At 55.1% G+C, this 25,047-nt stretch carries 20 protein-coding genes and 2 pseudogenes; 1 reads left to right on the forward strand and 21 read right to left on the reverse strand.

Going from position 1 to position 25,047, the window contains the following annotated elements; all coding sequences use genetic code 11:
• Positions 1-325: 325 nt before the first annotated feature.
• The 5 genes from OZX62_RS06145 to OZX62_RS06165 form a co-directional block, all read right to left on the reverse strand.
• Complete coding sequence (locus OZX62_RS06145) at positions 326-1,123, reverse strand: hypothetical protein (RefSeq protein WP_277175356.1); 798 nt, start codon at positions 1,121-1,123, stop codon at positions 326-328.
• A 44-nt stretch (positions 1,124-1,167) separates the two neighbouring features.
• The gene (locus tag OZX62_RS06150) at positions 1,168-2,202 is read right to left on the reverse strand and encodes a hypothetical protein (protein ID WP_277175357.1); all 1,035 of its coding nucleotides are present in this window, start codon (positions 2,200-2,202) and stop codon (positions 1,168-1,170) included.
• Between the two features lie 49 nt (positions 2,203-2,251).
• Entirely contained in the window at positions 2,252-2,722 is a 471-nt protein-coding gene (locus OZX62_RS06155; RefSeq protein ID WP_277175358.1) for a hypothetical protein, read from the reverse strand.
• A 71-nt stretch (positions 2,723-2,793) separates the two neighbouring features.
• Positions 2,794-3,201 (reverse strand): hypothetical protein, encoded by a 408-nt coding sequence (locus tag OZX62_RS06160; RefSeq protein ID WP_277175359.1) that lies wholly within the window; start codon positions 3,199-3,201, stop codon positions 2,794-2,796.
• Positions 3,202-3,259: 58 nt separating this feature from the next.
• Positions 3,260-3,661, reverse strand: a complete 402-nt coding sequence (locus OZX62_RS06165) for a hypothetical protein (RefSeq protein ID WP_277175360.1) — start codon at positions 3,659-3,661, stop codon at positions 3,260-3,262.
• A gap of 238 nt (positions 3,662-3,899) precedes the next feature.
• On the opposite strand from OZX62_RS06165, the gene OZX62_RS06170 reads away from it, so the two are divergent.
• Complete coding sequence (locus tag OZX62_RS06170) at positions 3,900-4,178, forward strand: helix-turn-helix transcriptional regulator (protein ID WP_277175361.1); 279 nt, start codon at positions 3,900-3,902, stop codon at positions 4,176-4,178.
• Between the two features lie 237 nt (positions 4,179-4,415).
• Here OZX62_RS06170 and OZX62_RS06175 read toward each other — a convergent pair whose 3' ends face one another.
• From OZX62_RS06175 to rpsL, 16 genes and pseudogenes are all read right to left on the reverse strand, one after another.
• A complete protein-coding gene (locus OZX62_RS06175; protein WP_277175362.1) occupies positions 4,416-5,384 on the reverse strand; it encodes an amidohydrolase family protein in 969 nt (322 codons plus the stop codon).
• A 27-nt stretch (positions 5,385-5,411) separates the two neighbouring features.
• Entirely contained in the window at positions 5,412-6,869 is a 1,458-nt protein-coding gene (locus tag OZX62_RS06180; RefSeq protein WP_277177053.1) for a PTS transporter subunit IIC, read from the reverse strand.
• A 390-nt stretch (positions 6,870-7,259) separates the two neighbouring features.
• On the reverse strand, positions 7,260-8,129 hold the full coding sequence (locus tag OZX62_RS06185) for an L-ribulose-5-phosphate 3-epimerase (RefSeq protein WP_277175363.1): 870 nt from the start codon (positions 8,127-8,129) through the stop codon (positions 7,260-7,262).
• Positions 8,126-9,646, reverse strand: coding sequence for an FGGY-family carbohydrate kinase (locus OZX62_RS06190; protein ID WP_277175364.1), 1,521 nt, complete (start codon positions 9,644-9,646; stop codon positions 8,126-8,128). The genes OZX62_RS06185 and OZX62_RS06190 overlap by 4 nt, the downstream gene beginning before the upstream one ends.
• Position 9,647: 1 nt before the next feature.
• Complete coding sequence (locus OZX62_RS06195; protein ID WP_277175365.1) at positions 9,648-10,661, reverse strand: hypothetical protein; 1,014 nt, start codon at positions 10,659-10,661, stop codon at positions 9,648-9,650.
• A 24-nt stretch (positions 10,662-10,685) separates the two neighbouring features.
• The gene (locus OZX62_RS06200; RefSeq protein ID WP_277175366.1) at positions 10,686-11,639 is read right to left on the reverse strand and encodes an NAD(P)-dependent oxidoreductase; all 954 of its coding nucleotides are present in this window, start codon (positions 11,637-11,639) and stop codon (positions 10,686-10,688) included.
• A 288-nt stretch (positions 11,640-11,927) separates the two neighbouring features.
• Positions 11,928-12,398, reverse strand: a complete 471-nt coding sequence (locus OZX62_RS06205; RefSeq protein ID WP_277175367.1) for a YhcH/YjgK/YiaL family protein — start codon at positions 12,396-12,398, stop codon at positions 11,928-11,930.
• A 140-nt stretch (positions 12,399-12,538) separates the two neighbouring features.
• The gene (locus OZX62_RS06210) at positions 12,539-13,525 is read right to left on the reverse strand and encodes a LacI family DNA-binding transcriptional regulator (RefSeq protein WP_277175368.1); all 987 of its coding nucleotides are present in this window, start codon (positions 13,523-13,525) and stop codon (positions 12,539-12,541) included.
• A gap of 254 nt (positions 13,526-13,779) precedes the next feature.
• A complete protein-coding gene (gene carB / locus OZX62_RS06215; protein WP_277175369.1) occupies positions 13,780-17,151 on the reverse strand; it encodes a carbamoyl-phosphate synthase large subunit in 3,372 nt (1,123 codons plus the stop codon).
• Between the two features lie 110 nt (positions 17,152-17,261).
• A pseudogene (carA, locus tag OZX62_RS06220) lies at positions 17,262-18,455 on the reverse strand (glutamine-hydrolyzing carbamoyl-phosphate synthase small subunit); the annotation flags it as partial.
• Between the two features lie 643 nt (positions 18,456-19,098).
• Positions 19,099-19,485, reverse strand: a pseudogene (nusB, locus tag OZX62_RS06225) (transcription antitermination factor NusB); the annotation flags it as partial.
• A gap of 99 nt (positions 19,486-19,584) precedes the next feature.
• Complete coding sequence (gene efp, locus OZX62_RS06230; protein ID WP_277141802.1) at positions 19,585-20,151, reverse strand: elongation factor P; 567 nt, start codon at positions 20,149-20,151, stop codon at positions 19,585-19,587.
• Between the two features lie 190 nt (positions 20,152-20,341).
• Positions 20,342-21,544, reverse strand: coding sequence for an elongation factor Tu (tuf, locus tag OZX62_RS06235; RefSeq protein WP_277150714.1), 1,203 nt, complete (start codon positions 21,542-21,544; stop codon positions 20,342-20,344).
• A gap of 168 nt (positions 21,545-21,712) precedes the next feature.
• A complete protein-coding gene (fusA, locus tag OZX62_RS06240) occupies positions 21,713-23,842 on the reverse strand; it encodes an elongation factor G (RefSeq protein WP_277175370.1) in 2,130 nt (709 codons plus the stop codon).
• A 33-nt stretch (positions 23,843-23,875) separates the two neighbouring features.
• Complete coding sequence (rpsG, locus tag OZX62_RS06245; RefSeq protein ID WP_277141807.1) at positions 23,876-24,346, reverse strand: 30S ribosomal protein S7; 471 nt, start codon at positions 24,344-24,346, stop codon at positions 23,876-23,878.
• Positions 24,347-24,351: 5 nt separating this feature from the next.
• Complete coding sequence (gene rpsL, locus OZX62_RS06250) at positions 24,352-24,723, reverse strand: 30S ribosomal protein S12 (protein WP_277141808.1); 372 nt, start codon at positions 24,721-24,723, stop codon at positions 24,352-24,354.
• Positions 24,724-25,047: the final 324 nt, after the last annotated feature.

The raw sequence follows: 25,047 nt of genomic DNA on the forward strand, positions 1-25,047 counted from the left end.
CCTGGGAATCCTGATTCATGACTTTTCTCCTGTATTTACACAACTGGTGTCCAGATAGATAATTGATAGCAGATACGTCTGCAATCGATAATGCAGATCAACTCCAAGGTTTGTATACACTGCCTTTCTCATACCTATTTCATGACCTAATACAATCTCATTTCTGCACTGTCTTACCTCACAAACGAAGAGTGGGAGAACATCGCTAACCTAACGTCTCCAACCCGTACAGCAATACGAGGTGAATTAAAGATTAATTAGGCGTCCTTTTACAAGGGAACGCCGACTTCACAAAACAACGAGCCTCCAAATACATATTTAGACATCATTCATCCAAACTTCCATTTGTATGAGAATAAACATCGGAATCGGTCTCCTGAGGAACATTGTTAAGCGAGTCAAAGCTCGGCATAACAGGTTCTGGGCCTCCTGCCTCACTCATTCTTCCAAAGAACAAACGGCCATCCTGAGTAAATCCTGTAAACTGTTTATCATAGACGATTTGAGTTTTAACTGGACTTTCGGTGTACGAGGGCAAATTCGTCTCAAATAGCAGTCGAAATACTTTTTCTTGATTCAATGATTGCGACCAATACTTAATGTTTATTATTTCGCCTTCCATCCCATTACCAGTTTGATCAGAAATAGAGTTGAATGTGACATCATAAGGTTGAGGATCTCGATACTGTATATTTTTCCCGGCCATTTTCTGATTGAAAGAGACTTTATGAAGCTCTTTTACTTTATCGAGAACCTTACTATCCGGCACATCTTTAAAGTCCGCAAAAGGAAAATCTCCAATGTATGTCGTCACTTTTCCATGGTCAAAGACGAATATGGTTTCACTGGAGTCATCTTTAGCAACTACAGAGTTATTCGAACGATAGAACCAAATAGTCTGTTTGCCATTGAACATTTGTGTAAAAGTCTGCTTCTTCGTCTCTTCAGGCTCATTTTTCTGTTCATTATTTGAATTTGAATCAGATTGTGGCCGTTGTATCTCTTTGGAGCTATCTGAGGCTTCGTTTTTATTGCTGCTTGAGACACAAGCTGATAGACCTGCGAACGCTATCACGGCGCACAACATGGCTGCAGCAGCTCTCATCAATTTTGAACTTTTCATCTTCTTCTCCTTTTGGAAAACGTATTAAGCCGTTTAACGCTCGATTAACCTTGTTCGTTCTGTTGTGGTCTCTTTGGAAGAGACACGGACGATATCGATATATCATTCTGCGCGTGAACGGACTCAGGCCCAGAAGCTTGGGATGCATTAGGTACATGAAGGGGTTGAGCAGGTTTAAAAACGGCTTGTTTCGATTGTTGAGATGCTGAATGCTTTGTATAGGCCTGTTTCTCGGATGCAGGCTTAACAGTGTGTTTCTTGTGCACAGGCTTGGCACCAGTTTGTTCATTATTCTCAGGTCTAGCAGCGGGCATTGCAGCGGATGAGGATATCAGACATCCATATTGGTCCTGCTTCAAGCCTTGGAACCAAAGATATGGCTTGCCCCACGGCACCGTTACCGCTACTGCCAAGTCCTTCCACATCTGCTTGGACTTCCCAGACTCACCTGATTTGATCATGGCCTTCATCCATCCCTGCGAAAGCACATATTCAACCGCAAACTGGCATAGTTTAAAAGGGAAGCTCCTTTCCAGACCCGTTTGATCATACTTCCCGAATTTTCGTCGATACTGGGATAGCATGAAATTCTTGAGTTTTTCAATGCCCTCCATTTGGTCATGCATATAACCGACGGTGGCTGCCATCGTCCAACTCAATGCGACAAGAAGCAGAGCGACCGCGACAAAAAGCAACAAAAACAGAGATACCAACAACAGGTTCTTGGCACGCAGATCATCCAGATGCCTGTTGAGCGCTTGTGCACTGATACCGATATCGGAACCGTATATAAGCGAAGTAGGATTATCTTCGTAATTGTCGGGATTAAGCACCGAACCTGCGGTATAGCCGTCATACGAGCCAGCATTGCTGAAGCCGCAAACCAGCATGCCAATCACCGAAATCACCAATGGTATCGCAAGCGTCCAACCATACTTGAGATAGAGCATCGGCCGAAGGATCGCGGTCCATTCGCCACCCCAACTCGGGCGCACCTCCCTGGTGTGGTAGACGACATAGCCGAACACGCATATCCCAGCCAGTGCAACCACCATCAACAGAATCGCTATTGTTTGCATTGATTTCTCTTTTCTCTTTACAACTCACATTTCTTCAGAGTTCGCCGCATTATCCGACAATATAGAAAATCGGCCGCCAACCACCGGTGAACGCCCCGCTGAATACCCACAACCCATAGGCGAGAAGCGCCAAACCTACGAGGATTCCCGCTGTATCTCCATCGCTGCAGACGAGTAAGGCGATACCTAGCGCCGAGGTGATCACACCGTAAACGACATAAAGAATGATGTCGCCGACCGAATGGTGCTTTTTCTTTGTCTTCCCAGTCTCCGACACCTTGCTTTTCTTCGCTTCTATTACCTTTTCACCTTGCTCCTGCTGAGGAGTCTGGTATGGCTTAGCTTCAGAGATGTTCTTGGAAACCTTATCGATACCATTCAAGTCTTTGTCGTTCACGACCTTTTGCTCCACAGCAACCGACTCGGTAGGAAATTTAGGCACCACTTTTGGAGGTAACGGCACCGCCACGTCATTGGTTTCACTGCTACTTGGCAAAGGCGGATTCGCGATATTGTCCATGGTTGTTTTCCTTTAACTGTATCCATCAATAGTTATTAAAATTCATATTGAATAAATCCCACCACCATGAATCATTTGATGCGTTCCAGATTCATGCTGGTGGCACGGTTGGAGAGCACTATGTGATCGTTGTCCTTGACGGTCACTTTGAGAAAAGTGCCGCCGCCGGAACGACCATCGACTTCCAAATCGTAGGTTCCATCCGCATTTTTAGTGAGCGTATAAGCATCTTTGGGACTGTAAACATTGCAATTGTCTTCGGTGAATGTGACGGTCGTGGAATGCGTCGAGCTCCAGTTGTCCGGACCGTTGTTCTTCCACGTTCCAATGATACTGAAAGACCCGCAGCCACTGAACATCGTCAAAACACAAGCAATGACCGCCAGCGCCGCCATAAGCTTGGGCGCACCGATACGATTATTCTGCTGGACTTCGTCCGTCGATACCTCAGTCGACATGTTGCAATCGGACAACATCACTCCTCTTTTCTATGTTTGTTTAAATAGCAGAATGACAAAATCACTTCATTGCACACTCTCATCCGACTCGTTCGAAATTCAAAGTGGTATTGCCTTTAGTCAGCGTGATATGGTCGTTATCCTTGACCTGCACATCGAACTCGCCGCCGCCACCAAGCAAACCGTTGACGATCAATTTGTAGGAACCGTCGGATTCTTTCTTCAAGGCATACTTGTCACTCGGGCTCCAGAGATTACATTTCCCATTCGAACCGAATTGGATGAGTTTTCCCTGCTCATACGCCTGGCCATAGGTGCCTGGGCCCTCGTTTTCCCATGAACCCACAATGCTGAACGGCTTTCCACAGCCGCCCAAAAGCGTGACCACGCATACAAGCACCGCCAGCAGTGCCAGAATCTTACTGTTATGCGTACCAGTATTTGCACTACAATCGGTATTCCCGCTGATTGTTCCAGACATCTTGACCTCTCTTCAAACGCCAATAAATTCTTCACCGCTTCGTAAAACTCATGCAAAGCATCATCGTTCCACGCCTAAAATCCGACTTGGAGGTACCACACTGCACGTTCTGGCTCTTCCGAAACCTTCCTTGTGGTCTTTTGCACGAGAAACCATCCGGATTTGCTTTTAGCATAGTATCACAAATGCCATATAAGGGAGGCCATATACAGTAAAAAAACTTCATAGTTTGAGTTTTATGTCGAAAAATACTCCTTTAGGATCTTGGAACAACTACGTCAAGGAACTTGGACTGAATTTACAACGCTTACGACTGGAACGAAACCTCACACAAGAACGAGTCGCGTATGATGCGGGGCTCTCACGCTATACCTATCAGAAATTCGAAAAGGGCGAATCCATGCCCGGAACGCCTGCCAATCCCAGCCTCCACAACATCATGGCCATAGCTCAGGTTCTAGGGGTTTCCCTGCAGGAACTGCTACCTTCACCATGGCCGGATCTTCGGGCCAAATAACAGAAAACCTTCCGCAAAAGATAGTATTGACTTTCAACGCAGGCAGAAAGCACGCGCGGCACAAACGTATCAACTGCGCATAACACTACATATGTTTTGGCCCCGCCAGGCGTAGAAACCCGGCGGGGCCAAAACATGGAAAAATTCGGCGGAGTTGCGCGGGACTTGGAGAGCCCGGATTCAATGCTCACAGGCTTAACCACGCTCGCGCAACCCAATCATTACATCATATTAGGCTCACTCTCCGGTAATCGGGTCGACGGCGTCGGCCACGGCCTTGACGTTCTGCGGCTTGAAGTAGATGCGCTCGGGGTTGTTGTAGAAGACATCCTCAAGCTCGGACTCGGTGAAGATGTCCGTGGCCTCCAGCCAAGTGGCCAAGTTGTGGTACGAGTTGAAGGTCGAGGACCAGGGCGAATCAGTACCCCAGAAGATGCGCTTGGCGCCGAGCACCTTCTTGGCCAGAGCGGTATCCTTCTGGCAGCGCGGATACGGGAACTCGGTCTCGCCCTCAATATCCTCGATCGCAGAAAGCTCGACGGAAATATTCGGATACGGCTCCCACTGACGCAACTCGCATTCCAAGCGATTGAGATGGTCGGCGTTCGGGAAGGACAGGTGGCAGACCACAAAGTCAAGCTGCGGGTAACGCTGCGCAAGGTTGGCGATGGCTTCAGGCTGGTGGCTCAGCTGCGTGTAGTCACCATAGTCCACAGTCACCACAAAGCCGGGATAATCCGAAATGTAGTGGAAGAAGAGACCAAGCTGTGGGTCATTGTCGAGACGGAACGCATGGTGGTAGCCCATCAGGCCGCCTCCCTGACTGATCTCAAGCTTGACCGCACGGAAGCCGAGGTCATCGATATGGCGCTTGACAGAGGTCATCGCCTCGTCGCTGAACGGGTCGAACGAGAAGGCGCCGATGAAACGATCCGGGTACTTCTTGACCGTCTGATAGGTGTAGTAGTTCTGGAAGGCGTAAAGGCTGCCCTGCAGGAGCACGGCCTTGTTGATGCCGTTTTCGTCCATGACCTTCAGCGCGGATTCGGCGAGGAAGTCGTCGTCGCCCCAGCCGTCGGGAATGAGCTTCAGGGGCATACCGTTGTCCCAGATGGCCTTGCCATCGCCCAGCGGTGTCATACGGCCTTTGCCGTTGTAACCGGAGACCGAACGAACCAGATGCAGATGTCCGTCAATTTTTTTCATAATATACTCCTTTGTTATTTATTATTATCAGTACGTTATCTTTTCATCGCTGCCCGCATATCCGGCGTTCTTGTCGGACATCTTGCGCAGGTAACGCCAAATCTGAGAACGATACTTGCGAAGCAGGAACAGCAAAATCAGATACACAACCACGCAGCCGCCGATGATAAACGGGTTCTTCGAGATGAATGCCGCGAAGATAAGCGCGTTCAACGGGCGTGCCATGAGGTTGAAGCTGGTGATCAGCACCACGCCGGCGGGGATGGCCGCACCATACTGCGAGACCGCTCCGGTGTAGATGTCGCCGAGCCAGCTGGAGGCGTAAAGGCCGAGGCTGAACCAGACGATGCCGTTGGCGATGACCTTCAGGATGTTGCCGCGGGTGATGGCCACGATGGACTCCACCATGAACGGCAGGGAGATGAGGTCGACGATGGGCAGGGTCTTGTTGCCGGGAAGCAGGAAGGCGATGAGCACCATGATCGGGATGAGGATGACGCCGGAGATGATGGTCGCGGGTTCGCCGTAGCCGACACCGTCGTCCACGCCGAGGAACCAACGCTTCTTGTCATCGATTTCGTCGATGGGCGCGTCGTCTTCAACGCCGGCCTTCTTCTTGTGATTCTGGTCAATCTCTTCGGCCAACGGGGTGAAGGCCTTGGAGAAGACGTTGGTGACCAGCGGGAAGATGGTCATCACTGCGGAAAGCTCGATGGTGAAGGAAAGGATCTGCCCCCAGGCCTTGAGACTTGCCAGGTTGGTGATGTTGGCGATCAGGCCGATGATCAGGCCCAGGATGATGCCCAGCGTGGTCGGCTCGCCGAAGACGCCCAGCTTCTTCTTGAAGTACTGCGGGGTCATCTTGACCTTGTTGAAACCGAGGAGGTTCCAGAGCGGGTCAAGCAGGATGGCCGGGACGACCTGCTCGATGTTGTGCAGGGAGGCGACCGACGCGTTCTTCACACCGTAGTAATCGGACCAGCGGTCGGCCTGGACTTCGGCCAGCAGCAGGGTGTAGAAGAGCATGAAGAAAGAGAGGCCCAGCGAAAGGGCGAAGTTATGGGTGACGTAGTAGCAAAGCGTTCCCCAGATCATGAAGCCGAAGTTGTTCCACAGGTTGGAAGCCATGAAGATCTTGGTGACTCCAAGCGCGAAAAGCAACAGCTCGACGATCAGGCCGAACACGAAGAACGTCAGGCCAACCGGCGAACCGAAGGACGCCAGCGAACCGGCCTGCCAACCGATATCGACCACCGGCAGCTTGATGCCCGTGTTGTTGACCATCTGCTTGATGACCTTGGTCACCACAGGCGTGAAGGCCTGAATGATCCAGGTGAAGCCGGTCAGACCGACACCGGCGTAGAACGCACTCATCATGGCGGTTTTGGGTTTGACCCGCAGACACAGCGCGACGATAAAAATCATGATCGGGACGACAACGCTGGCCCCGAAGGTCTGGAAAACTTGATTTACGGTTTGGAGCATTTCGCTCACACTTTCTTTCAAGGTACAGTTCATGCCAGGTAATGGCATTTGTACGACGAATTCCTTGAAACATTCCGGTGCACACACTGCACCGCTGTTCGGCATTGAAGGAGTTGGCTTCATCGCCTTCAACTTTGCAATACGACAACTTCATCGATTGCTTTCGGTTTGCTGTACCACCCATTTCTAGCGCCAGGTCAATCGCATCATCACCCACCGTTGGTGTGAGATTCGGCGCCTGACCTCTTGCGCGGGGTTGGAACCATTCTAGATTCTGGGCGGTCCGGCTCCAACCCCTGGCACAAGCCCCTGATCGCTAAGCTCTGTCATCAGATCCTTCTTTCTCATCGTGGTTCCCAGACGCAACCGCCTGGGGTTTCTCTTCAAAAGTCAGTCGACGGGTTCCTGCTCGATGCCCACCTTGGCGAAGATGTCGTCAAAGAAGCTCTTGGCTTTTTTGACTTCGGCAACGGGATCGGGAGCCTTATTGGTCCACATCTCAATGGTCATCGCCCCGGTGTAGCCCAAGCGGTGCAGTGTTCGCAGGCATCCCTCGAAATCGACCGAACCATCGCCGAACGGCACGTCGCGGAACTGGCCCTTGCTGGTCGCGCTCACGGGTTTGCTGTCTTTCAAGTGGACGGAGACGATATTATCGATGCCCATTTCGAGCTCTTTGCCGACATCGTTTTCCGGCCAGCCGGAGAGGTTGCCAAGGTCGGGATAGGCCTGCAGCCACGGGCTGTGGATCTGGGTCTTCAGGTAGATGATCTTCTGCAGCGAATTGAGGAAGGGGTCATCCATGGTCTCGATGTCAAGCATGACCTGACGGGTCGCCGCATATTCGACACCCTTCTTCAGATTCTCGACGAACCATTCGCGCGATTCCAGCGTCTTAGGCTCGTAATACACGTCGTAACCGGCCATCTGAATGTTGCGGATACCGAGGTCGTAGGCCAGGTCGATGGCTTTGTAAAGCATCTCGAGGCTGTGTTCGCGCACCTTGGTATCAGCCGAACCCATCGGGAAGCGACGATGGCCGCTCAACATGAGCGTGTGGATGCGCACGCCCGTGTCCCATGCGGCGTTGCGCAGATCCTCGCGCTGCTCGCGAGTCCAGTCCAGGCGGGCCAGGCGTTCGTCGCTTTCGTCCACCGAAAATTCGATGAAATTGAAACCTAGGTCATGCACCAGCTGCAGGGTCTTGTGCCAAGACTCGACGGCAGGCAATGCCTTTTCGTATATGCCCAGTGAATTCATCGTGTTCCTTCCTTCTGGGTTGCGTGTAGTTTCGACCAGACGCCGTCCATGGCGTCCAGCAAAGTCTGATAACGTTCATACTTCTCGTCGTATTTGCGATGCTGCACCGCGTCCGGCTCGAAGCGTGAATCGACGTGAATCATACGATTCGCGGCCTTTTGAAGATCGGAATCGCCGCCCGTGGCGTAGGCTGAAAGCACCGCACCGCCAAGGCCGGTGATCTCATGGCCTTTGATGGTTTCCACTGGCAGACCAATAATGTCGGCGAACATCTGCATCCATGAAGGTGAGTTGGCCGCTCCCCCGCAAACCCTCAGCGATTGCGGGCGGGTGGTGTCGCTGCGCAGCAACTGGTCGATATGCTGTCGATGCGCGAAAACAACGCCTTCGTAAACCGCACGGACCAGCTGCATGCGCGTGGTGGTGCTTTGGAGGCCCACAAACGAGGCCGTGGCGTCCGGGTCGCTGTTACTGCCGTAAAGGAACGGGGTGTAGAGCACCTGCGTGAAATCTGCGTCCTCCTGTTTGAGGTTCGCTTCCAGACGCTCATAATCCTCGTCACTGTCTTTGCCGGTCGGTGAAAGCAGGCGCAGAATCCGGCTGAGGTTGCCCGATGAGGTGGGGCTTGAAGCCTCAACCAATACCCTGTCTTTCAAGAACAGCGAGTTCATGATGCCGGGCATACGGACGGTCGGTGCGTGGGAAAGATAAGTGTTGATGCTCCAAGTGCCGGCGATTACGCAATAGTGGTCATGGTCCAGCGCTCCGGAACCCAGAGTACCGGCATCGATGTCGAAAAGTCCGCCTGTGACCGGCGTTCCTTCAATGAGACCGGTGTCATACGCTGCGTTTGTATCGACCTTATCCACCAAATCCGCCGATTCGACCAGCTTCGGCAGCCATTGTGCGGCCTCGGAAATACCGAAGAAAGCGAGAAGCCTGTCGTCATAGTCGCGAGTTTGAAGATTGATGAGATTGTTGCCCGAAGCGTCGCCGACCTCCTGATGGATGCCGCCGGTCAACAGGTAACGTACGAAATCCTTTGCCGAAAGGATGCTGCCGATATTGGCGTAGCGCTCCGGCTCGTGGTCTTTGATCCAGCGCAACAGGACCGGTGCCTGGCTGGCCATGACATGCTGGTGGCTGATCGGGTAGATCTCCTCCACCCTGGTTTCGAAGCTTTTCGCCAAGTCGTTGGCGCGTTCGTCGGTTGAAAGGATGCCGTTGCAGAAAATTTCGCCGTTCTTGTCGAGAAGATAGAGACCTTTGCCGTGCCCCACACAGGTGATGCAGGAGATGTCTTTGGGCGAAACCTTGGTTTGCTCAAGAACCTGCCGAATCGCGGCAAACAGCGAATCGCGCATGCCTTTGAGATCGATTTCGCGCATTTCCGGCGTGTTCTGAATCCACGGGGTATCAAAAACGGATACGCCGACTTGGGTTCCTTCTTCGTCGAAAATCAGCGCGCGGGTGTTGGTGCCGCCGTTGTCGAGAATGAGGAAATAGCGTCCGGCCATGTTACTTCTCCTCGTCAGTGATGTGGTAAATGGCTATGGAGTTGCTTTCACGATTGGCACTCAGCAGGTAATCTTCGTCGTCCTTGCGGAAGACGGTGACGTTGCTGGGGCCGACACCGGATTCGATGACGGTTTTGTGCATCTTGCGGTCGGGAGCCGTGATGGTCATCAGCTTCTGGTCTCCCCCGCGGTAGCCGAAGAGGAAATAAGGCTTGCCGAAAAGGATTTCACTGTCGATGGCGTGGCCGAAGGGCGAGCCGCCTGAAGTGGCGTCCAACGTCTGGAATTGGTCATCATAGAGTCTTAAGTGATCGCCGTGGAAGCCTTGGATGGCAAGGTATTCCTGATGGCCGTCGCCGTCGATGTCGATCATGGCGATGTCGCTGGTCTCGTCTTCGGCCAGACGCTCGATTCGCCAATCCTCGCCGTCGTGCGGATAATGCAGGCGGAAGATCCCTTCGTGGCCGGTAATCAGCGAAGTCGTCGGAGTCTCGCGGCGGTATCCATGGTTCTTGGTAATCCTGATATCAAGCTCACGGACGTCTTTCAGACAATCGGCCACCGGGTCGTAACTGCCCACGAAAACCTTACCCGGGTCCGACCAATCGTCGGTGAACTTCTTGGAGTTGGCGATCGAGCAGCCGACGTACCAATAGCCACCGTCATGCTTGATGACGTCAAAACGGTGGATGTAAGGCGTATCGGCTATCGGTTTGACATCCCAGTCCTTGCCATTGAAATGCGCGTGGACGATGCGGCAGGTCTTGGAGTTGAACCCGGGATAGAAACGTTGGGTGGCCAGGAAATCGAGCGTTCCCGGCAGCTGGACCATGGTCATCGTGCCGCCGACATCCGGCCAGACCGTGATGCGGCGATAGTTGTCGTCGAGATCGTAGGCATAGCAGGGGCGATTTTCCTCGGAAGCGATGAGTACAAAATCGCGTCTGAGTTCGTTCATCCGCAAAATCGCGTAACCATGGTCGAGCTCGTCTTTGAAAACCTTGGAAAATCGCATGACCTCTCCTTGCCTTGAGGAAACTTACTTGTTGACGACGTTGATCGGCTTGCCGTCGAAGAAGCTGATCAGGTTGTCGGCGGCTTCGGCAGCCAGGCCGATGCGCGCCTCGATGGTGCCGGTGCCCGCGTGAGGCGAAAGCACGACGTTGGGCAGCGAACGCAGCTTCTCGGAGACCTTCGGCTCGAACTCGAAGACGTCGAGTCCGGCACCGGCGATCTGGCCGGATTCCAGCGCGTCGACCAGCGCCTTCTCCTGCACGATCGGACCACGTGCCGCATTGATAAGATACGCGTCGTTCTTCATCTTGGCGAATGCTTCGGCGTTGAAAACGCCGTGGGTGCTCGGCAGTTCGGGAGCGTGGATGGTCACCACATCGGAACGCTTCAGCAACTCGTCGAAATCGACATATTCGCAGTTGTTCTCGCGGTCGAACTCCTCGCCTAACGGGCAATCGTTGTTGTAGATGACTTTCATGCCGAAGGCCTGCGCATACTTGGCAACGGTCTTGCCGATGCGGCCCATGCCGAAGACACCCAAGGTCAGGCCGTTCAAGGTGCGGCCCTGATACTTGCGCTCGGAGGGATCGATCCAGTCGCCACGGCGGACGATGCCGTCGTAGAAATGCAGGCGCTTGACCGCAGCGAGCATCAACGTCATGGTGAACTCGGCCGTCGGGATGCGCACCTCGCGCGGGCTGTTGGAAACCACAATGCCCTTCTGCTTGGCGTATTCCACATCGACATGGTCGTAGCCGACACCGTTGACCGAGATGACCTTCAGGTTGCTGCATGCGTCAATCAGCTCACGGTCGCCCTTCTGGGCCATAAGAATCATGCCGTCGTATTCGTGGCCGTGCTCCAGAACGAAGTCGCGGGTGAACGGCTTTTCGGCAGAATACGTCACGTCGAAACGATCGAACAGCTTGTCAAGCCCTTCGCGAGGCACAATCCCCGTCACCAGAATTTTCTCGGTCATTGTTGTTCTCCTTGATTGGTTAGCGGATAACCGTTAAGCGCATATGTTTTTTAATTCAAACCCCGTCATTGCAAGGATGACACCGGTCTCATAAGGAACAGAAAGATATCTTTCTTTTTTCATATGAAGCCTTTCCTAATGACACCGGTATCATTTTTTGAGTCAAATTATACTTCTCATTGTATGTGAAAAAAATCACGTGTCAAATGAAACACGCTGCATTTGCCATATTCCGATTTTGTTTTCTCTCAACGAATAGGTTTTGCGACTGGGTCGAATAAAAATCGCTCAAAGCACCGAAATCTTGACAACGACCTTATGCACCGGTTCGGCGTTGTCCCCCACCATGCCACGCGGGGCATGCATGTCTTCGGGATAGACGAGCACATAGTGTCCGGGAGTCAGCAGCACGCGATTGTGATGCTCAGGGTGCGGGTAGAAGACGATGTCGTTTTCCGCATTGTATTCCGTGTTGGGCTCGACACTGCCGGTATCCCACCAACGCACGTATTCCTGCCCCGAAAGCAGATAGTGCAGATCGATATGATCGTGGTGGCTTTCGTAGCTGATGGTCTGATAATCCATGGAATCGTAGCTCTGCAAGTGCACCACGATGTCGTCGGTACCGTCCAGCGAATACGTTTCGTCGGCTCTGCCAGAAAGCTCAGCGGCGTGCGAATTAAGATAAGCGATGGCCTTGTCGATCCTCGCGCGGACCTTGGGGTCGGTGCGATAATCCAATGCATTTCCATTTTCCATAATGATTCTCCTTTGCATCTTTAATGAATCACGAAAAGCATCGTTGACGGTAGAGACAAATAAAAATCCTCATAACGCAAAACCGCATAACTCTTGAAGAGACACGCTTTGTCGAAGACGGTCGGGCGAAAGAGAGAAAGCTAGCGAAGCGACGTCGAATCCCTGACCACCAGTTTTGATTCGATGATCTGGGTCTGGGGCTTGCCGCCAATCGGCGTTCCGCCTTCCAGCAGCGTCTTGGCCGAAACGTAGCCCATGGTGTACGAATCCTGCCGAACGGCGGTAATCGCTGGGTTCAGGAACTCCATCCAATCCCAGTCCTCGAAGGAGATCACGCCGACATCGCGGCCAATGGCGATGCCATGCTTCCTGGCGAATTTCAGGAAAATCTTCAATGCTTCGCCGTTGGAGGTGAAAATTCCCTTCGGCCGCCTAGTCGAGGCGAAGAGCTTTGTCAGCCGCTCCTCCGCTTCAGCCGCCGTGTCGAAGGAGACGACAATCGGCTCCTGCTTGCCTTCGACTGCGTCAAGGTAGGCGTCGCAACGGATGGAACGCGTGGTCACGGATTTGATGTCGAGCGTGACGAAAGCAACGGGCGTGCACCGCTGGTCCTGCAGGTAATGGATGGCCTGCAAGGTGCTGTCGTAATTGTCGGAAGTGACGGTGGAAAACATCACTTTTTTGAGCGGCCTGTCGATGATGACGGTCTTGCGCGGATCCAGTTTGGAAAGGAACTTTTCATTGTCACCGCAGGTCTGAATGATCAGCCTGTCGACGCTGGATGACCTGAAATTTTTGATGATATCGCGTTCCCGCCTGATGCTGCCATCCGAAATGGCGAACGCCGTGGACTGGTCGCGCTCCTCGCAGGCGTCAAAAATGCCTTTCATGAATACCGACGAAAAAGGATTGCTGATGTCGGAGACGATCACACCGACCGTCGGCATCTGTCCACGCGCCAAACCGACGGCCACCTGGTTCGGCCGATAATCGAGTTCCTGTATTACCTTGGCTACGATCTTTTGCGTGGACGGCGAGATCTTGTCCCGTTCGCCCCTGATATAGCGGGAGACGGTCGATTTCGAGACTCCGGCTTGTTTTGCAATATCTTTAATTGTGTAATGCATTTTGAGCCTTTAATTCGACACCTTGGAACAGGTTCTACAATACCGTATCACGCGAATATCGGGAAACGTGATGTCAACAATTGACTTGACAATCATATTTGAAAGCCGGGTCAAATTTTGACACCACGTTTGGTCATGTTGTTCACTTTTCAACGGCGTTGGCACATTTTTCTCGCCGTTAGCGCGTGAGCAATTTTACTGACATTACTCACTCGCACTATTGATATCTGTTACTTTCTGCGCAACTTACCGTATTATTCCCTATCAGAGGCGAAAAGCTGCTTGGCGTGCTCCTGGATGCTCATAACCTGATAATCGTTGGCCTTGACCGCTTCGATGGCAAGCAGAACCGCAGAAAACTCGGTGATGGTGGTGAATTGCGGGACGTCGGCGATTACGGCCGAGGCGCGGATGGCATAGCCGTCGGAACGGGAGCCTCGCGTGCTCGGGGTGTTCAGAACCATGTTGATCTCGCCGTCCTCGATCATCTCGACCGGGTTCTTGCCGATGACATCGTCACCGTAGCGCTCGCGAAGTTGGCGCTTCTCGTCTTCTGTCGCATTGAGCTTGCTCACCACTTTGGAATCGATGCCGTAACGGCGCAGCACAGAAGCCGTGCCGTCGGTGGCGCACAGGGTGAAGCCAAGCTCAAGTAGACGCGTGGCTATCAGCGGCAACTGGCGCTTGTCGGTGTCGGAAACCGAAAGGAAGACGTTGCCATGCGTCGGCAGACCGCCTTCGTAGGCGGCGAGCTGGGACTTGGCGAAAGCGTGCGGGAAGTCGCGGTCAAAGCCCATGACCTCGCCGGTTGAGTGCATTTCCGGGCCAAGCAGCGTGTCAACGGAACGACCGGCCTCGGTGCGGAAGCGCTTGAACGGCAACACGGATTCCTTGACGGCGACCTGCTGGCCTGGGCGGATGGTGCCGCCGTCGCCCTTGGGCAGCAGCAAGCCACGTTTGCGCGCCTCGGCGATGGTCTCCCCCACCATGATGCGGGCCGCTGCCTTGGCAAGCGCCACGCCGGTCGCTTTGGAAGCGAAGGGAATGGTGCGAGAGGCACGCGGGTTGGCTTCGATGACGTAGAGCGTGTTGGCCATGTAGGCGAACTGGACGTTCATTACGCCTCGTACGCCGCAACCCTCAGCTATCGCAAGCGTCGCCTTGCGCAGACGCTGGATCTGGTCGTCGGAAAGCGTGGAAGGTGGAAGCGTGCAGGCCGCGTCGCCGGAATGAACACCCGCCTCCTCGACATGCTCCATGATGCCGCCGACGTAAAGTTCCTTGCCGTCGTAGAGCGCATCGACGTCGATTTCGATGGCGTCCTGCAGGAACTTGTCGATCAGCAGCGGCGAAGGCAGACGGCCGGAAACCACCGTATCGGCCTTGGCCTGGTCAAGGGCGCGGTCGACGTATTTCTCGAGCTGAGCATCATCGTAGACGATTTCCATGCCACGCCCGCCGAGCACGTAGCTCGGGCGCACCAACACCGGATAGCCGATGGAATGGGCTGCTTGAAGCGCCTCATCGATATTGAGCGCGGTGCCGTAACGCGGGGCGTTGAGCTTTTCGCGGCGCAGCACCTCACCGAACAACTCGCGGTTTTCGGCCAGGTCGATGGACTCGGGAGACGTACCCAAAATCGGAACGCCAGCGGCCTTCAAACGTGCGGCCAAAGAAAGCGGGGTCTGCCCGCCGAGTTGGACGATGACGCCTTTGATCGGACCGAGCTTCTTTTCGGCCTCGTAAATCTCCATGACGTCTTCGAAGGTGAGCGGCTCAAAGTAGAGCCGGTCGGACATGTCGTAGTCGGTGGAGACGGTTTCGGGGTTGCAATTGACCATGATGGTGTCATAGTCCTTGCCGAGCTCCTGTACCGCGTGCACGCAGGTGTAGTCGAACTCGATGCCCTGGCCGATGCGGTTGGGGCCGGATCCCAGGATGATGACAGCCTCGCGTTTACGCGGCTTGAGCTCGGATTCGTCGGCGTAGCAGGAATAGTAATACGGCGTGACCGCATCGAATTCGGCAGCGCAGGTGTCGACGGTCTTGTAGACCGGGCGTAGTCCATAATTGTGGCGCAGCTCGCGAATCGTGTTCTCGCCCTCGTCGCCCAAGTGGCGCAGATGTGCGATCTGCAGGTCGGAAAGTCCGGCCAGCTTGGCCTTCTTCAAAAGCTTCGGCGACAGGATTTCGGTGAAGCGCACTTCCATCGCGGTCTGGTTGATCAAGGCAAACTGCTTCAAGAACCACGGGTCAATCTTGGTGGCATCGTAAAGCTGTTCGAGTGAGGCCCCACCCCAAAGCGCGCGCTGCACCTGCAGGTAACGGTTCTCTGTAGGCGTGCGCATGTCTTCGAGCAGCTGGTCGACCTCGGCCTGGTCGGGCTTGGTGCCGTCCCAGCTGAAGCCCATGTGGCGCTTGTCAATGGAGCGCATGGCCTTGCCAAGCGATTCCTGGAAGTTGCCACCGAGGGCCATGGCCTCGCCCACCGACTTCATCGAAGTGGTGAGCGTCGGGTCGGCGCCCGGGAACTTCTCGAAGGTGAAGCGCGGCACCTTGGTGACCACGTAGTCGATGGTCGGCTCGAAGCAGGCCGGAGTGGACTGGGTGATGTCGTTGCGGATTTCGTCCAAGCTGTAGCCGAGTGCGAGTTTCGTGGCGATCTTGGCAATGGGGAAACCAGTGGCTTTCGAGGCCAGAGCCGAGGAGCGGGAAACGCGCGGGTTCATCTCGATGACGATGATGCGGCCGTTCTTCGGGTTGACGGCGAACTGGATGTTGCAGCCGCCGGTGTCGACGCCGACGCCACGGATGATGGCGATGCCGATATCGCGCATACGCTGGTATTCGCGGTCGGTCAGGGTGAAGGTCGGGGCCACGGTGATGGAATCGCCGGTATGCACGCCGACCGGATCGACGTTCTCGATCGGGCAGACGACCACGACGTTGTCATTGCGGTCGCGCATGAGCTCGAGCTCGTATTCCTTCCAGCCTTCGATGCCCTCTTCGATCAGGACCTCGTTGGTCGGCGAATAGTGGATGCCTGCTCCGGCAATGCGGTGCAGTTCCTCCTCGTTGTGGGCGATGCCGGAGCCGAGGCCGCCCATGGTGAAGCTGGGGCGAACGACCACCGGGAAACCGAGTTTGTCGACAATGGCATCGACTTCTTCGAGGGTGTGGGCCACGTCACTTCGTGCGGATTCCCCGCCGACCGATTCCACGACCTGCTTGAACTGCTCACGGTCCTCGCCACGGTCAATGGCTTCGAGCGAGGCGCCGATGAGTTCGACATGGTATTTGTCGAGCACACCGGCCTTGCCCAGCGCTTCAGCAGCATTCAACGCGGTCTGGCCTCCGAGCGTCGGCAGCAGGGCGTCCGGGCGTTCCTTGGCGATGATTCGTTCCAGAATCGGCACGTCGATGGGCTCGATGTAGGTGGCGTCGGCCATTTCCGGGTCGGTCATGATGGTGGCTGGGTTGGAATTGACGAGGATGACACGGATGCCTTCCTCACGCAGCACGCGGCAGGCCTGGGTGCCGGAATAGTCGAATTCCGCGGCCTGGCCAATAACGATGGGGCCGGAGCCAATGACCATGACGGATTTGATGTCCTGACGTTTCGGCATTAGTTGTTCTCCTTGTCAGTGGCGGCGGTTTGGCCATTTACAGAATTGTTCGATTGTGATAATGATGTCGGCGTTGCGAGCACAGACGAAACCGGCTCCCCCGCCTTGTGCGCACGCATGAGCGAGACGAAACGGTCGAAGAGATAAGCCGCATCGTGCGGGCCGGCCGCTGCTTCAGGGTGGTACTGCACCGAGAAGGCCGGGATATCAACGCACTGCAGGCCTTCGACCACATCGTCATTCAGATCGATATGGGAGACGAACACTTTGCCGAATTTGCCATCGCTATACGGCGATTCGATAATCTTGCCGATTGGAGCATCGACTGCGAAGCCATGGTTGTGGGCCGTGATCTCGACCTTGCCGGTGGTCATGTCCTTGACCGGCTGGTTGACGCCGTGATGGCCGAACTTGAGCTTGTACGTATCAAACCCAAGCGCACGACCGAAAAGCTGGTTGCCGAAGCAGATGCCGAAGAAGGGGTATCCGGCATCAAGCACCTGGCGCAGCAAATCGACTTCGGGCGCCGCCTCTTCCGGGTCACCCGGGCCGTTGGAGAAGAACACCCCATCGGGGTTCAATGCTTTGATTTCGTCAAATGTGACGGTGGAAGGTACGACGTGTACCCGGCAACCGCGTTCAGCCAAGCGATGAGGTGTCATGCCCTTGATGCCAAGGTCGACGGCCGCGACGGTGAACAGCGGTTCCTTGCCTTCAAAATCTCCGCACGGCTCGACAGTATATGTTTCTTTGGTGCTCACGTGGTCGTAAAGTCTTGCGCCCTGCATCTTCGGGGAAGAGCGTACCTCTTCAAGCAGCGAATCCACCGAGCGCAACGCCCCGGTAGTCTTATCCATCAAATCGACGCCGGAGAATATGCCGGCCCTCATCACGCCCGCGCTGCGAAGGTGACGAACCAGTTTTCGGGTGTCGATATTGCTGATACCGACGATGCCGTCCTTGGTGAGATCATCGTCAAGACTGTCGTTCGCACGCCAGTTGCTGACGTTTGGACTGGGTTGGCGCACGACGTAACCGGCCACCCAAACACGTTTCGACTCGGGATCTTCGTCATTGACACCAGTGTCGCCGATATGAGGGAAGGTCTGCACGACAATCTGCTGGTCGTAGCTGGGGTCGGTTATGGTCTCCTGATAGCCGGTCATCGCTGTGGCGAACACGATTTCGCCGAATGTCGATCCAAACGCTCCGTAGGGCTCACCCACGTAAAGCTGGCCATCTTCCAATAACAACACGGCATCGCTTACCGAATACCGTGTTGCTGAAGCTGATTGCTGACTCACCACGAGTCCCCCCTTGCTCCGGGCCCGTGCGCGGACTCGGAAATAACTGGACCGGAAAAACAGATTCGCGGCCCGGCCACCGTACCGCGGTCAGAACTAATTACACAATTATTGAATTATTGTCGCCATCGGGTGGCAACGGTTGTCCCTCGCCAATCGAATCAGGCTGAGTTGGTAAGTCGTCGGATGGCGATGAATCGGTTGCGTCACCGATTGGAGCTTCGGCCGCTGCAGAATCGGTATCTGCAACGTCGTCAACCTTGCCAAATGAATCGGCCTCGACAGGGCTGTCATCAACACCAGCAACGGTATCGGAAACGATATCGCCGGAAGTCAACCCTTCGCCTGAGCTTCCATCCTCGTCAGCCGAACTGGCAGAATCATCCGAGGTATTTGAGTTATCAGTTGAACGCGAATCAGCCTGTTCTTCACCAGAGGATACTGCATCGTTGGCTTCTTGCTCAGTCTCAGGTGCAGTCTCGAAGGGAACACCATCACCCTCACCGGAAATACCGTGCTGTTGTAGGAACCCAGGAGCGGTAGGGGAATTGAGACGGCGTTCTGCCGCTTCGCGTTCCGCCTTTTCCTTAGCTTCGGCTTCATGAGCCGCTTTGATATCGGCAAGAACCGTGTCCTTGTCATCGCAAAGAGCACTCAGCAGGCCGTGGATGAACGCCGGCGAATCATCGTCGGAAAGGGTTTTCGCCAGTCCCAACGCTTCGTCAATGGCCACACGGTCGGGCACTTCATCGTTGAACAGGATTTCCCAAGCGGCAATTCGCAGGACATTTCTGTCAACGACGGCCATGCGCCGCAAGGGCCATTTGGTGGAGTGATCTTCGAGTGCCCGGTCAATGCCGGTCTGCTCGTCGGCCACACCACGGACAATTTGAATGGCATAATCTGGCAATGGGGTCTGAGCCCCTGGTTCGGCGATGCGTTCGGCAAGCAGCGACGGAATATCCTGCCCCTTCTCATCCGCTTCGTAGAGCGTATTCAGCGCCCGTTTGCGAGCTGTCGAACGTGCCATTTAGCCAGTAGCCTCCCAGTGAAAGTTTTCGCGAATTACCGCAAGCAAATATAATATTCCGACTTGGGTGACGTCGTCGCGCCAAGCCGGAAAGGAAAATCAGTTGTTTTCGCGTCCGAGGTAGGAACCGTCGCGGGTATCGACCTTGACCATTTCACCTTCGCCGACGAACAGCGGAACCTGAATCTCGGCACCGGTTTCGACGGTGGCGGGCTTGGTACCGGCGTTGGAGCGGTTGCCCTGCACGCCCGGCTCGGTTTCAGTAACCTTGAGCACGACGGAGGCCGGCAACTCAACGCTCAGCGGGGTGCCGTCGTGGAAGCTGACGATGCAATCGGTGCCTTCGAGCAGGAACTTGGCCTGATCGCCGACGAGCTCCTTGGGGATGCTGACCTGATCGTAAGTGGTCATATCCATAAAGACGAAGGTGTCGCCCTCCTCATAGGAATACTGCAGCGTACGGTTATCAACGGTTTCGAACTCCATCTTCATGCCGGCGTTGAACGTCCTGTCGACGATCTTGCCAGAGAGCACGTTCTTGATGGTGGTGCGCACGAAAGCCGGTCCCTTGCCAGGCTTGACGTGCTGGAATTTCGTGACGGTCCAGAGCTGTCCGTCGAGGTTCAATACCGACCCGTTTTTGATGTCATTGCTAGTTTGTGCCACGTCTCGTCACCTTAGTCATTTACTTTTCAAACGATTTGCATTCCATAAAATGCCTCAGCAATTATGCCACGGCGTCTGTACAGCAGACAAATCGTATGTTGCTTGAATTTCACTTATAGATACAGTTGCGCCCCGCACCTTTCGATGCGGGGCACAAACAGTTAAGTAATCTACAACTTACGTTCTAGAACTACTCGATCACCTTGGTGACACGGCCTGAGCCGACGGTGTGGCCGCCTTCACGAACTGCGAAGGTCAGGCCCTCTTCCATCGCGACGGGCTGAATCAGCTCGACGGAGAAGGTGGCGTGATCGCCAGGCTGGACCATCTCGACGCCTTCCGGCAGCGTGATGACGCCGGTGACGTCGGTGGTGCGGAAGTAGAACTGCGGACGGTAGTTGGAGAAGAACGGCGAATGACGGCCGCCCTCATCCTTCGTCAAGACGTAGACTTCGCCCTCGAACTTGTGGTGCGGGGTCACGGTGCCGGGCTTGGCCACAACCTGGCCACGCTCGACGTCGTCACGGTTGATGCCGCGGAGCAGCAGACCGGTGTTGTCGCCAGCCTCGGCCTCGTCCATCTGCTTGTGGAAGGTCTCGATGGAGGTGACGGTGGTGGTCTGAGTCGGACGAAGACCGACGATCTCTGCCGGGGCGTTGACCGGGATACGGCCACGCTCGACACGACCGGTCACCACGGTGCCACGGCCGGAGATGGTGAAGACATCTTCGATAGGCATCAGGAACGGCTTGTCAAGGTCGTGGACAGGAGTCGGGATGTAATCGTCGACGGCATCCATGAGTTCCTTGATGGTCTGGACCCACTTGTCGTGATCCGGAGCGTCATCATGCAGAGCGCCATAGGCGGAGGTGCGGATGACCGGGCAGTCACGATCGAAGCCGTTTTCTTCGAGGAGGTCGCGGACCTCTTCTTCGACGAGCTCGATGAGCTCTTCGTCATCGACCATATCGCACTTGTTGAGCGCGACGAGAATCTTCGGCACGCCTACCTGACGGGCGAGCAGAACGTGCTCGCGGGTCTGAGCCATCGGGCCATCAGTGGCGGCGACGACGAGGATCGCGCCATCCATCTGAGCAGCGCCGGTGATCATGTTCTTCACGAAATCGGCGTGGCCGGGGCAATCCACGTGAGCATAGTGGCGCTTGGCCGTCTGATACTCGATGTGGGCGATGTTGATGGTGATACCACGCTGCTTCTCTTCAGGAGCAGCATCGATCTGATCGAAGTCATACTCCGGGTTGAGGTCGGGGTACTCTTCGTGCAGCACCTTCGAGATGGCCGCGGTCAGGGTCGTCTTACCGTGATCAACGTGGCCAATGGTGCCAATGTTAACGTGCGGCTTAGTCCGCTCGTACTTTTCCTTTTCTGCCATTACTTTGTCCTCCTGGACGTTTCGTAGTTATTCTCGAGCTTTTCGGCCTCGAGATACTCGCTACAGTTTACTGGGTTTCTGGGTTACCTGCCACAAAGTGCCCGAACCCAGTCAGCGCTAGAAAATTTTAGCGCCGACTGGAGACAGACACGCCTTGGGCAAAGTATTTCATTCGCCGCGCTGGGCCTTGATGATCTCCTCGGAGACCGACTTCGGGACCTGCGCATACGAATCCATCTGCATGGTGAACATCGCACGGCCCTGCGTCTTGGAACGCAAGTCGCCGATGTAGCCGAACATCTCGCTAAGCGGGACCTTCGCTTCAATCACCTTGACGCCGGTGGCGTCCTTCATGTCGGTAATGCTGCCACGACGAGAGACGAGATCGCCTTGCACGGTGCCCATGTACTCCTCAGGGGTACGCACCTCGACGGCCATGATCGGCTCAAGGATGACGGGCTTGGCCTTCGGAGCCGCGGTCTTGAACGCCATGGAACCGGCGATCTTGAAGGCGAGCTCGGAGGAATCGACATCGTGGATCTGACCATCGGTGACGGTCGCTTTGACGCCGACCACCGGGAACCCTGCGAGGATGCCGGATTCCATAGCTTCCTGCACACCGGCATCGATTGAAGGAATGAATTCCTTGGTGATGTGGCCGCCGGTGACCTCGTTGACGAACTCGTAGTCCTTGCCCTCCTCCGGAGGAATAGGCTCGAAATTCATCAAGACCTTTGCGAACTGACCGGAACCACCAGTCTGCTTCTTGTGGGTGTATTCCTGGTTCATAACGGCCTGGCGGATGGTCTCACGGTAGGCGACCTGCGGGTTGCCCACGTTGCAGTCGACATTGAACTCGCGACGCATACGGTCGACGATGATGTCAAGCTGGAGTTCGCCCATGCCGGAAATCAGCGTCTGGCCGCTTTCCTCATCGGTCTTGACCTGGAAGGTCGGATCCTCGTCGGCGAGCTTCGCCAGAGCAATCGACATCTTCTCCTGGTCGGCCTTGGTCTTCGGCTCAACGGCAACTTCGATCACCGGTTCCGGGAAAGTCATGGATTCCAACGAAATCGGGGCTTTGTCGTCGCACAACGTGTCACCGGTGGAGACGTTCTTCAAACCAACGAGCGTGTAGATGTTGCCGGCTTCGGCAGCGTCAACAGGGTTTTCCTTGTCGGCGTGCATCTGGAAGATCTTGCCGACGCGTTCCTTCTTGTCCTTCGTGGAATCGAGCACGGTGTCGCCCGGCTTGATGGAGCCGGAATAAACGCGCACGAACACGAGCTTGCCATAGAAGGGATGAGTCGAGATCTTGAAGACCAGCGCGGCGAACGGATCGTCCATCGTAGGCTTGCGATCGATTTCCTTGGACTCGTCGCCGGGTTCGAAACCGACGATGGCGGGAACGTCCTCAGGGCTTGGCAGGTAGTCGACCACTGCGTCGAGCAGCGGCTGAATGCCTTTGTCCTTGAAGGCGGAACCGCAGAGGACCGGGTAGGCCTTGCGCTCGATGGTGAGCTTGCGGATGCCTGCGCGAATCTCTTCGTCACTCATCTCGCCAGAATCGAGGTACCTCTCCATCAGATCGTCGTCGGACTCGGCCACCTGGTCGAGAAGTTCGGAACGATACTGCTCGGCCTTGTCCTTGAGGTCATCAGGGATATCGACGGTGTCGTAGTGAGCGCCGAGATCGGTGGTGACGTCGTTCCAGACATAAGCCTTCATGCGAATCAGATCGACCATGCCGACGAAGTCGTTCTCGGCGCCGATCGGCAGCTGGACGACCAGCGGGACGGCTCCGAGCTTCTTCTTGATGGTGTCGACGGAGTAGTAGAAGTCAGCGCCGAGCTTGTCCATCTTGTTGATGAAGCAGATGCGCGGCACGCCGTACTTGTCGGCCTGACGCCACACGGTTTCGCTCTGGGGCTCCACGCCTTCCTTGCCATCGAAGACGGCAACGGCGCCATCGAGCACACGGAGCGAACGCTCCACCTCGGCCGTGAAGTCCACGTGACCGGGGGTGTCGATGATGTTGATCTGGAACTTCTTGTCGGGATCATGGGTCTGACGGTTCCAGAAGCAGGTGGTCGCAGCAGACTGAATGGTGATGCCGCGTTCCTTTTCCTGGGCCATGAAGTCCATGGTCGAGGCGCCTTCGTGCGTCTCGCCGATCTTGTAGTTCTTACCGGTGTAATACAGAATACGTTCCGTACACGTTGTCTTACCGGCATCGATGTGAGCCATGATGCCGATGTTGCGGACCTCATTGAGGTCACTGAGCACATCAAGTGCCATAAATCTATCCTTACCCTAACTCGTCTATCGAAATTACCAGCGATAGTGGGCGAAGGCCTTGTTGGCCTCGGCCATCTTGTGCGTGTCCTCGCGGCGCTTCACGGAAGCACCGAGGCCGTTGGAGGCATCGAGGATCTCGTTGGCGAGACGCTCGGCCATGGTCTTCTCACGACGCTTGCGGGAGAAGTCGGTCAGCCAGCGAAGGCTCAGGGCGTTTGCACGGTTGGGCTTGACCTCGACCGGGACCTGGTAGGTCGCGCCGCCGACACGGCGGGAGCGGACCTCGAGGGACGGACGGATGTTGTCGAGCGCGCGCTTCAGCACGGCGACGGGTTCCTGATCGGTCTTCTCCTTGACCATGTCAAGTGCGGAGTAGACGATGTCCTCGGCGATCGACTTCTTGCCGTCGAGCAGGATCTTGTTGATGAGCTGAGCGACCACGGTCGAGCCGTAGATCGGATCAGGGAGCAGCTGATGCTTCTTGGATGGTCCTTTACGTGACATATCTCTTACTTCGCCTTCTTTGCGCCGTACAGGGAGCGTCCCTGCTTGCGGTCCTTGACACCCTGGGTATCGAGCGCGCCGCGCACGATGTGGTAACGCACACCAGGAAGATCCTTCACACGGCCACCGCGGACGAGCACGATGGAGTGCTCCTGCAGGTTGTGACCCTCGCCCGGAATGTAGGCGGTAACTTCAATGCCGGAGCTCAGGCGCACACGGGCGACCTTACGCAACGCGGAATTCGGCTTCTTCGGTGTAGTGGTATACACACGGGTGCACACGCCGCGACGCAGCGGGCTGCCCTTCAAGGCCAAAGTCTTGGATTTCTTTGACTTTGCCTTACGTCCTTTGCGGACAAGTTGTTCTATAGTAGGCAACTTCAGTTCTCCGATTCGTTAATCATTATTTCTTGCGGAGCCGCCTCGCTGCAGCCCAATCGACGAATCGAAATGAGACAGCCACAGTCCACCGGCCCGATGGCCCTTCGCTCTCCTGCCGCCGCATTGCTGCGCGCAATCTAACGAGTTCCGGGATATCCCAGTGCCCACGCCTGTTACATAAGGCATGCCACTGGCACACACAAGTAAGAACTATAACATAGAGCTTCGGACATTCTGACTTACTTTCGTCAAAAAACAAAATCTGTCGTCTTAATTCGTATCCCCGTCTCTATCTGCTCCAACGAGCTTAACGATTCATCT

The sequence above is a fragment of the Bifidobacterium sp. ESL0690 genome (genome assembly GCF_029392315.1).
Classification (GTDB): domain Bacteria; phylum Actinomycetota; class Actinomycetes; order Actinomycetales; family Bifidobacteriaceae; genus Bifidobacterium.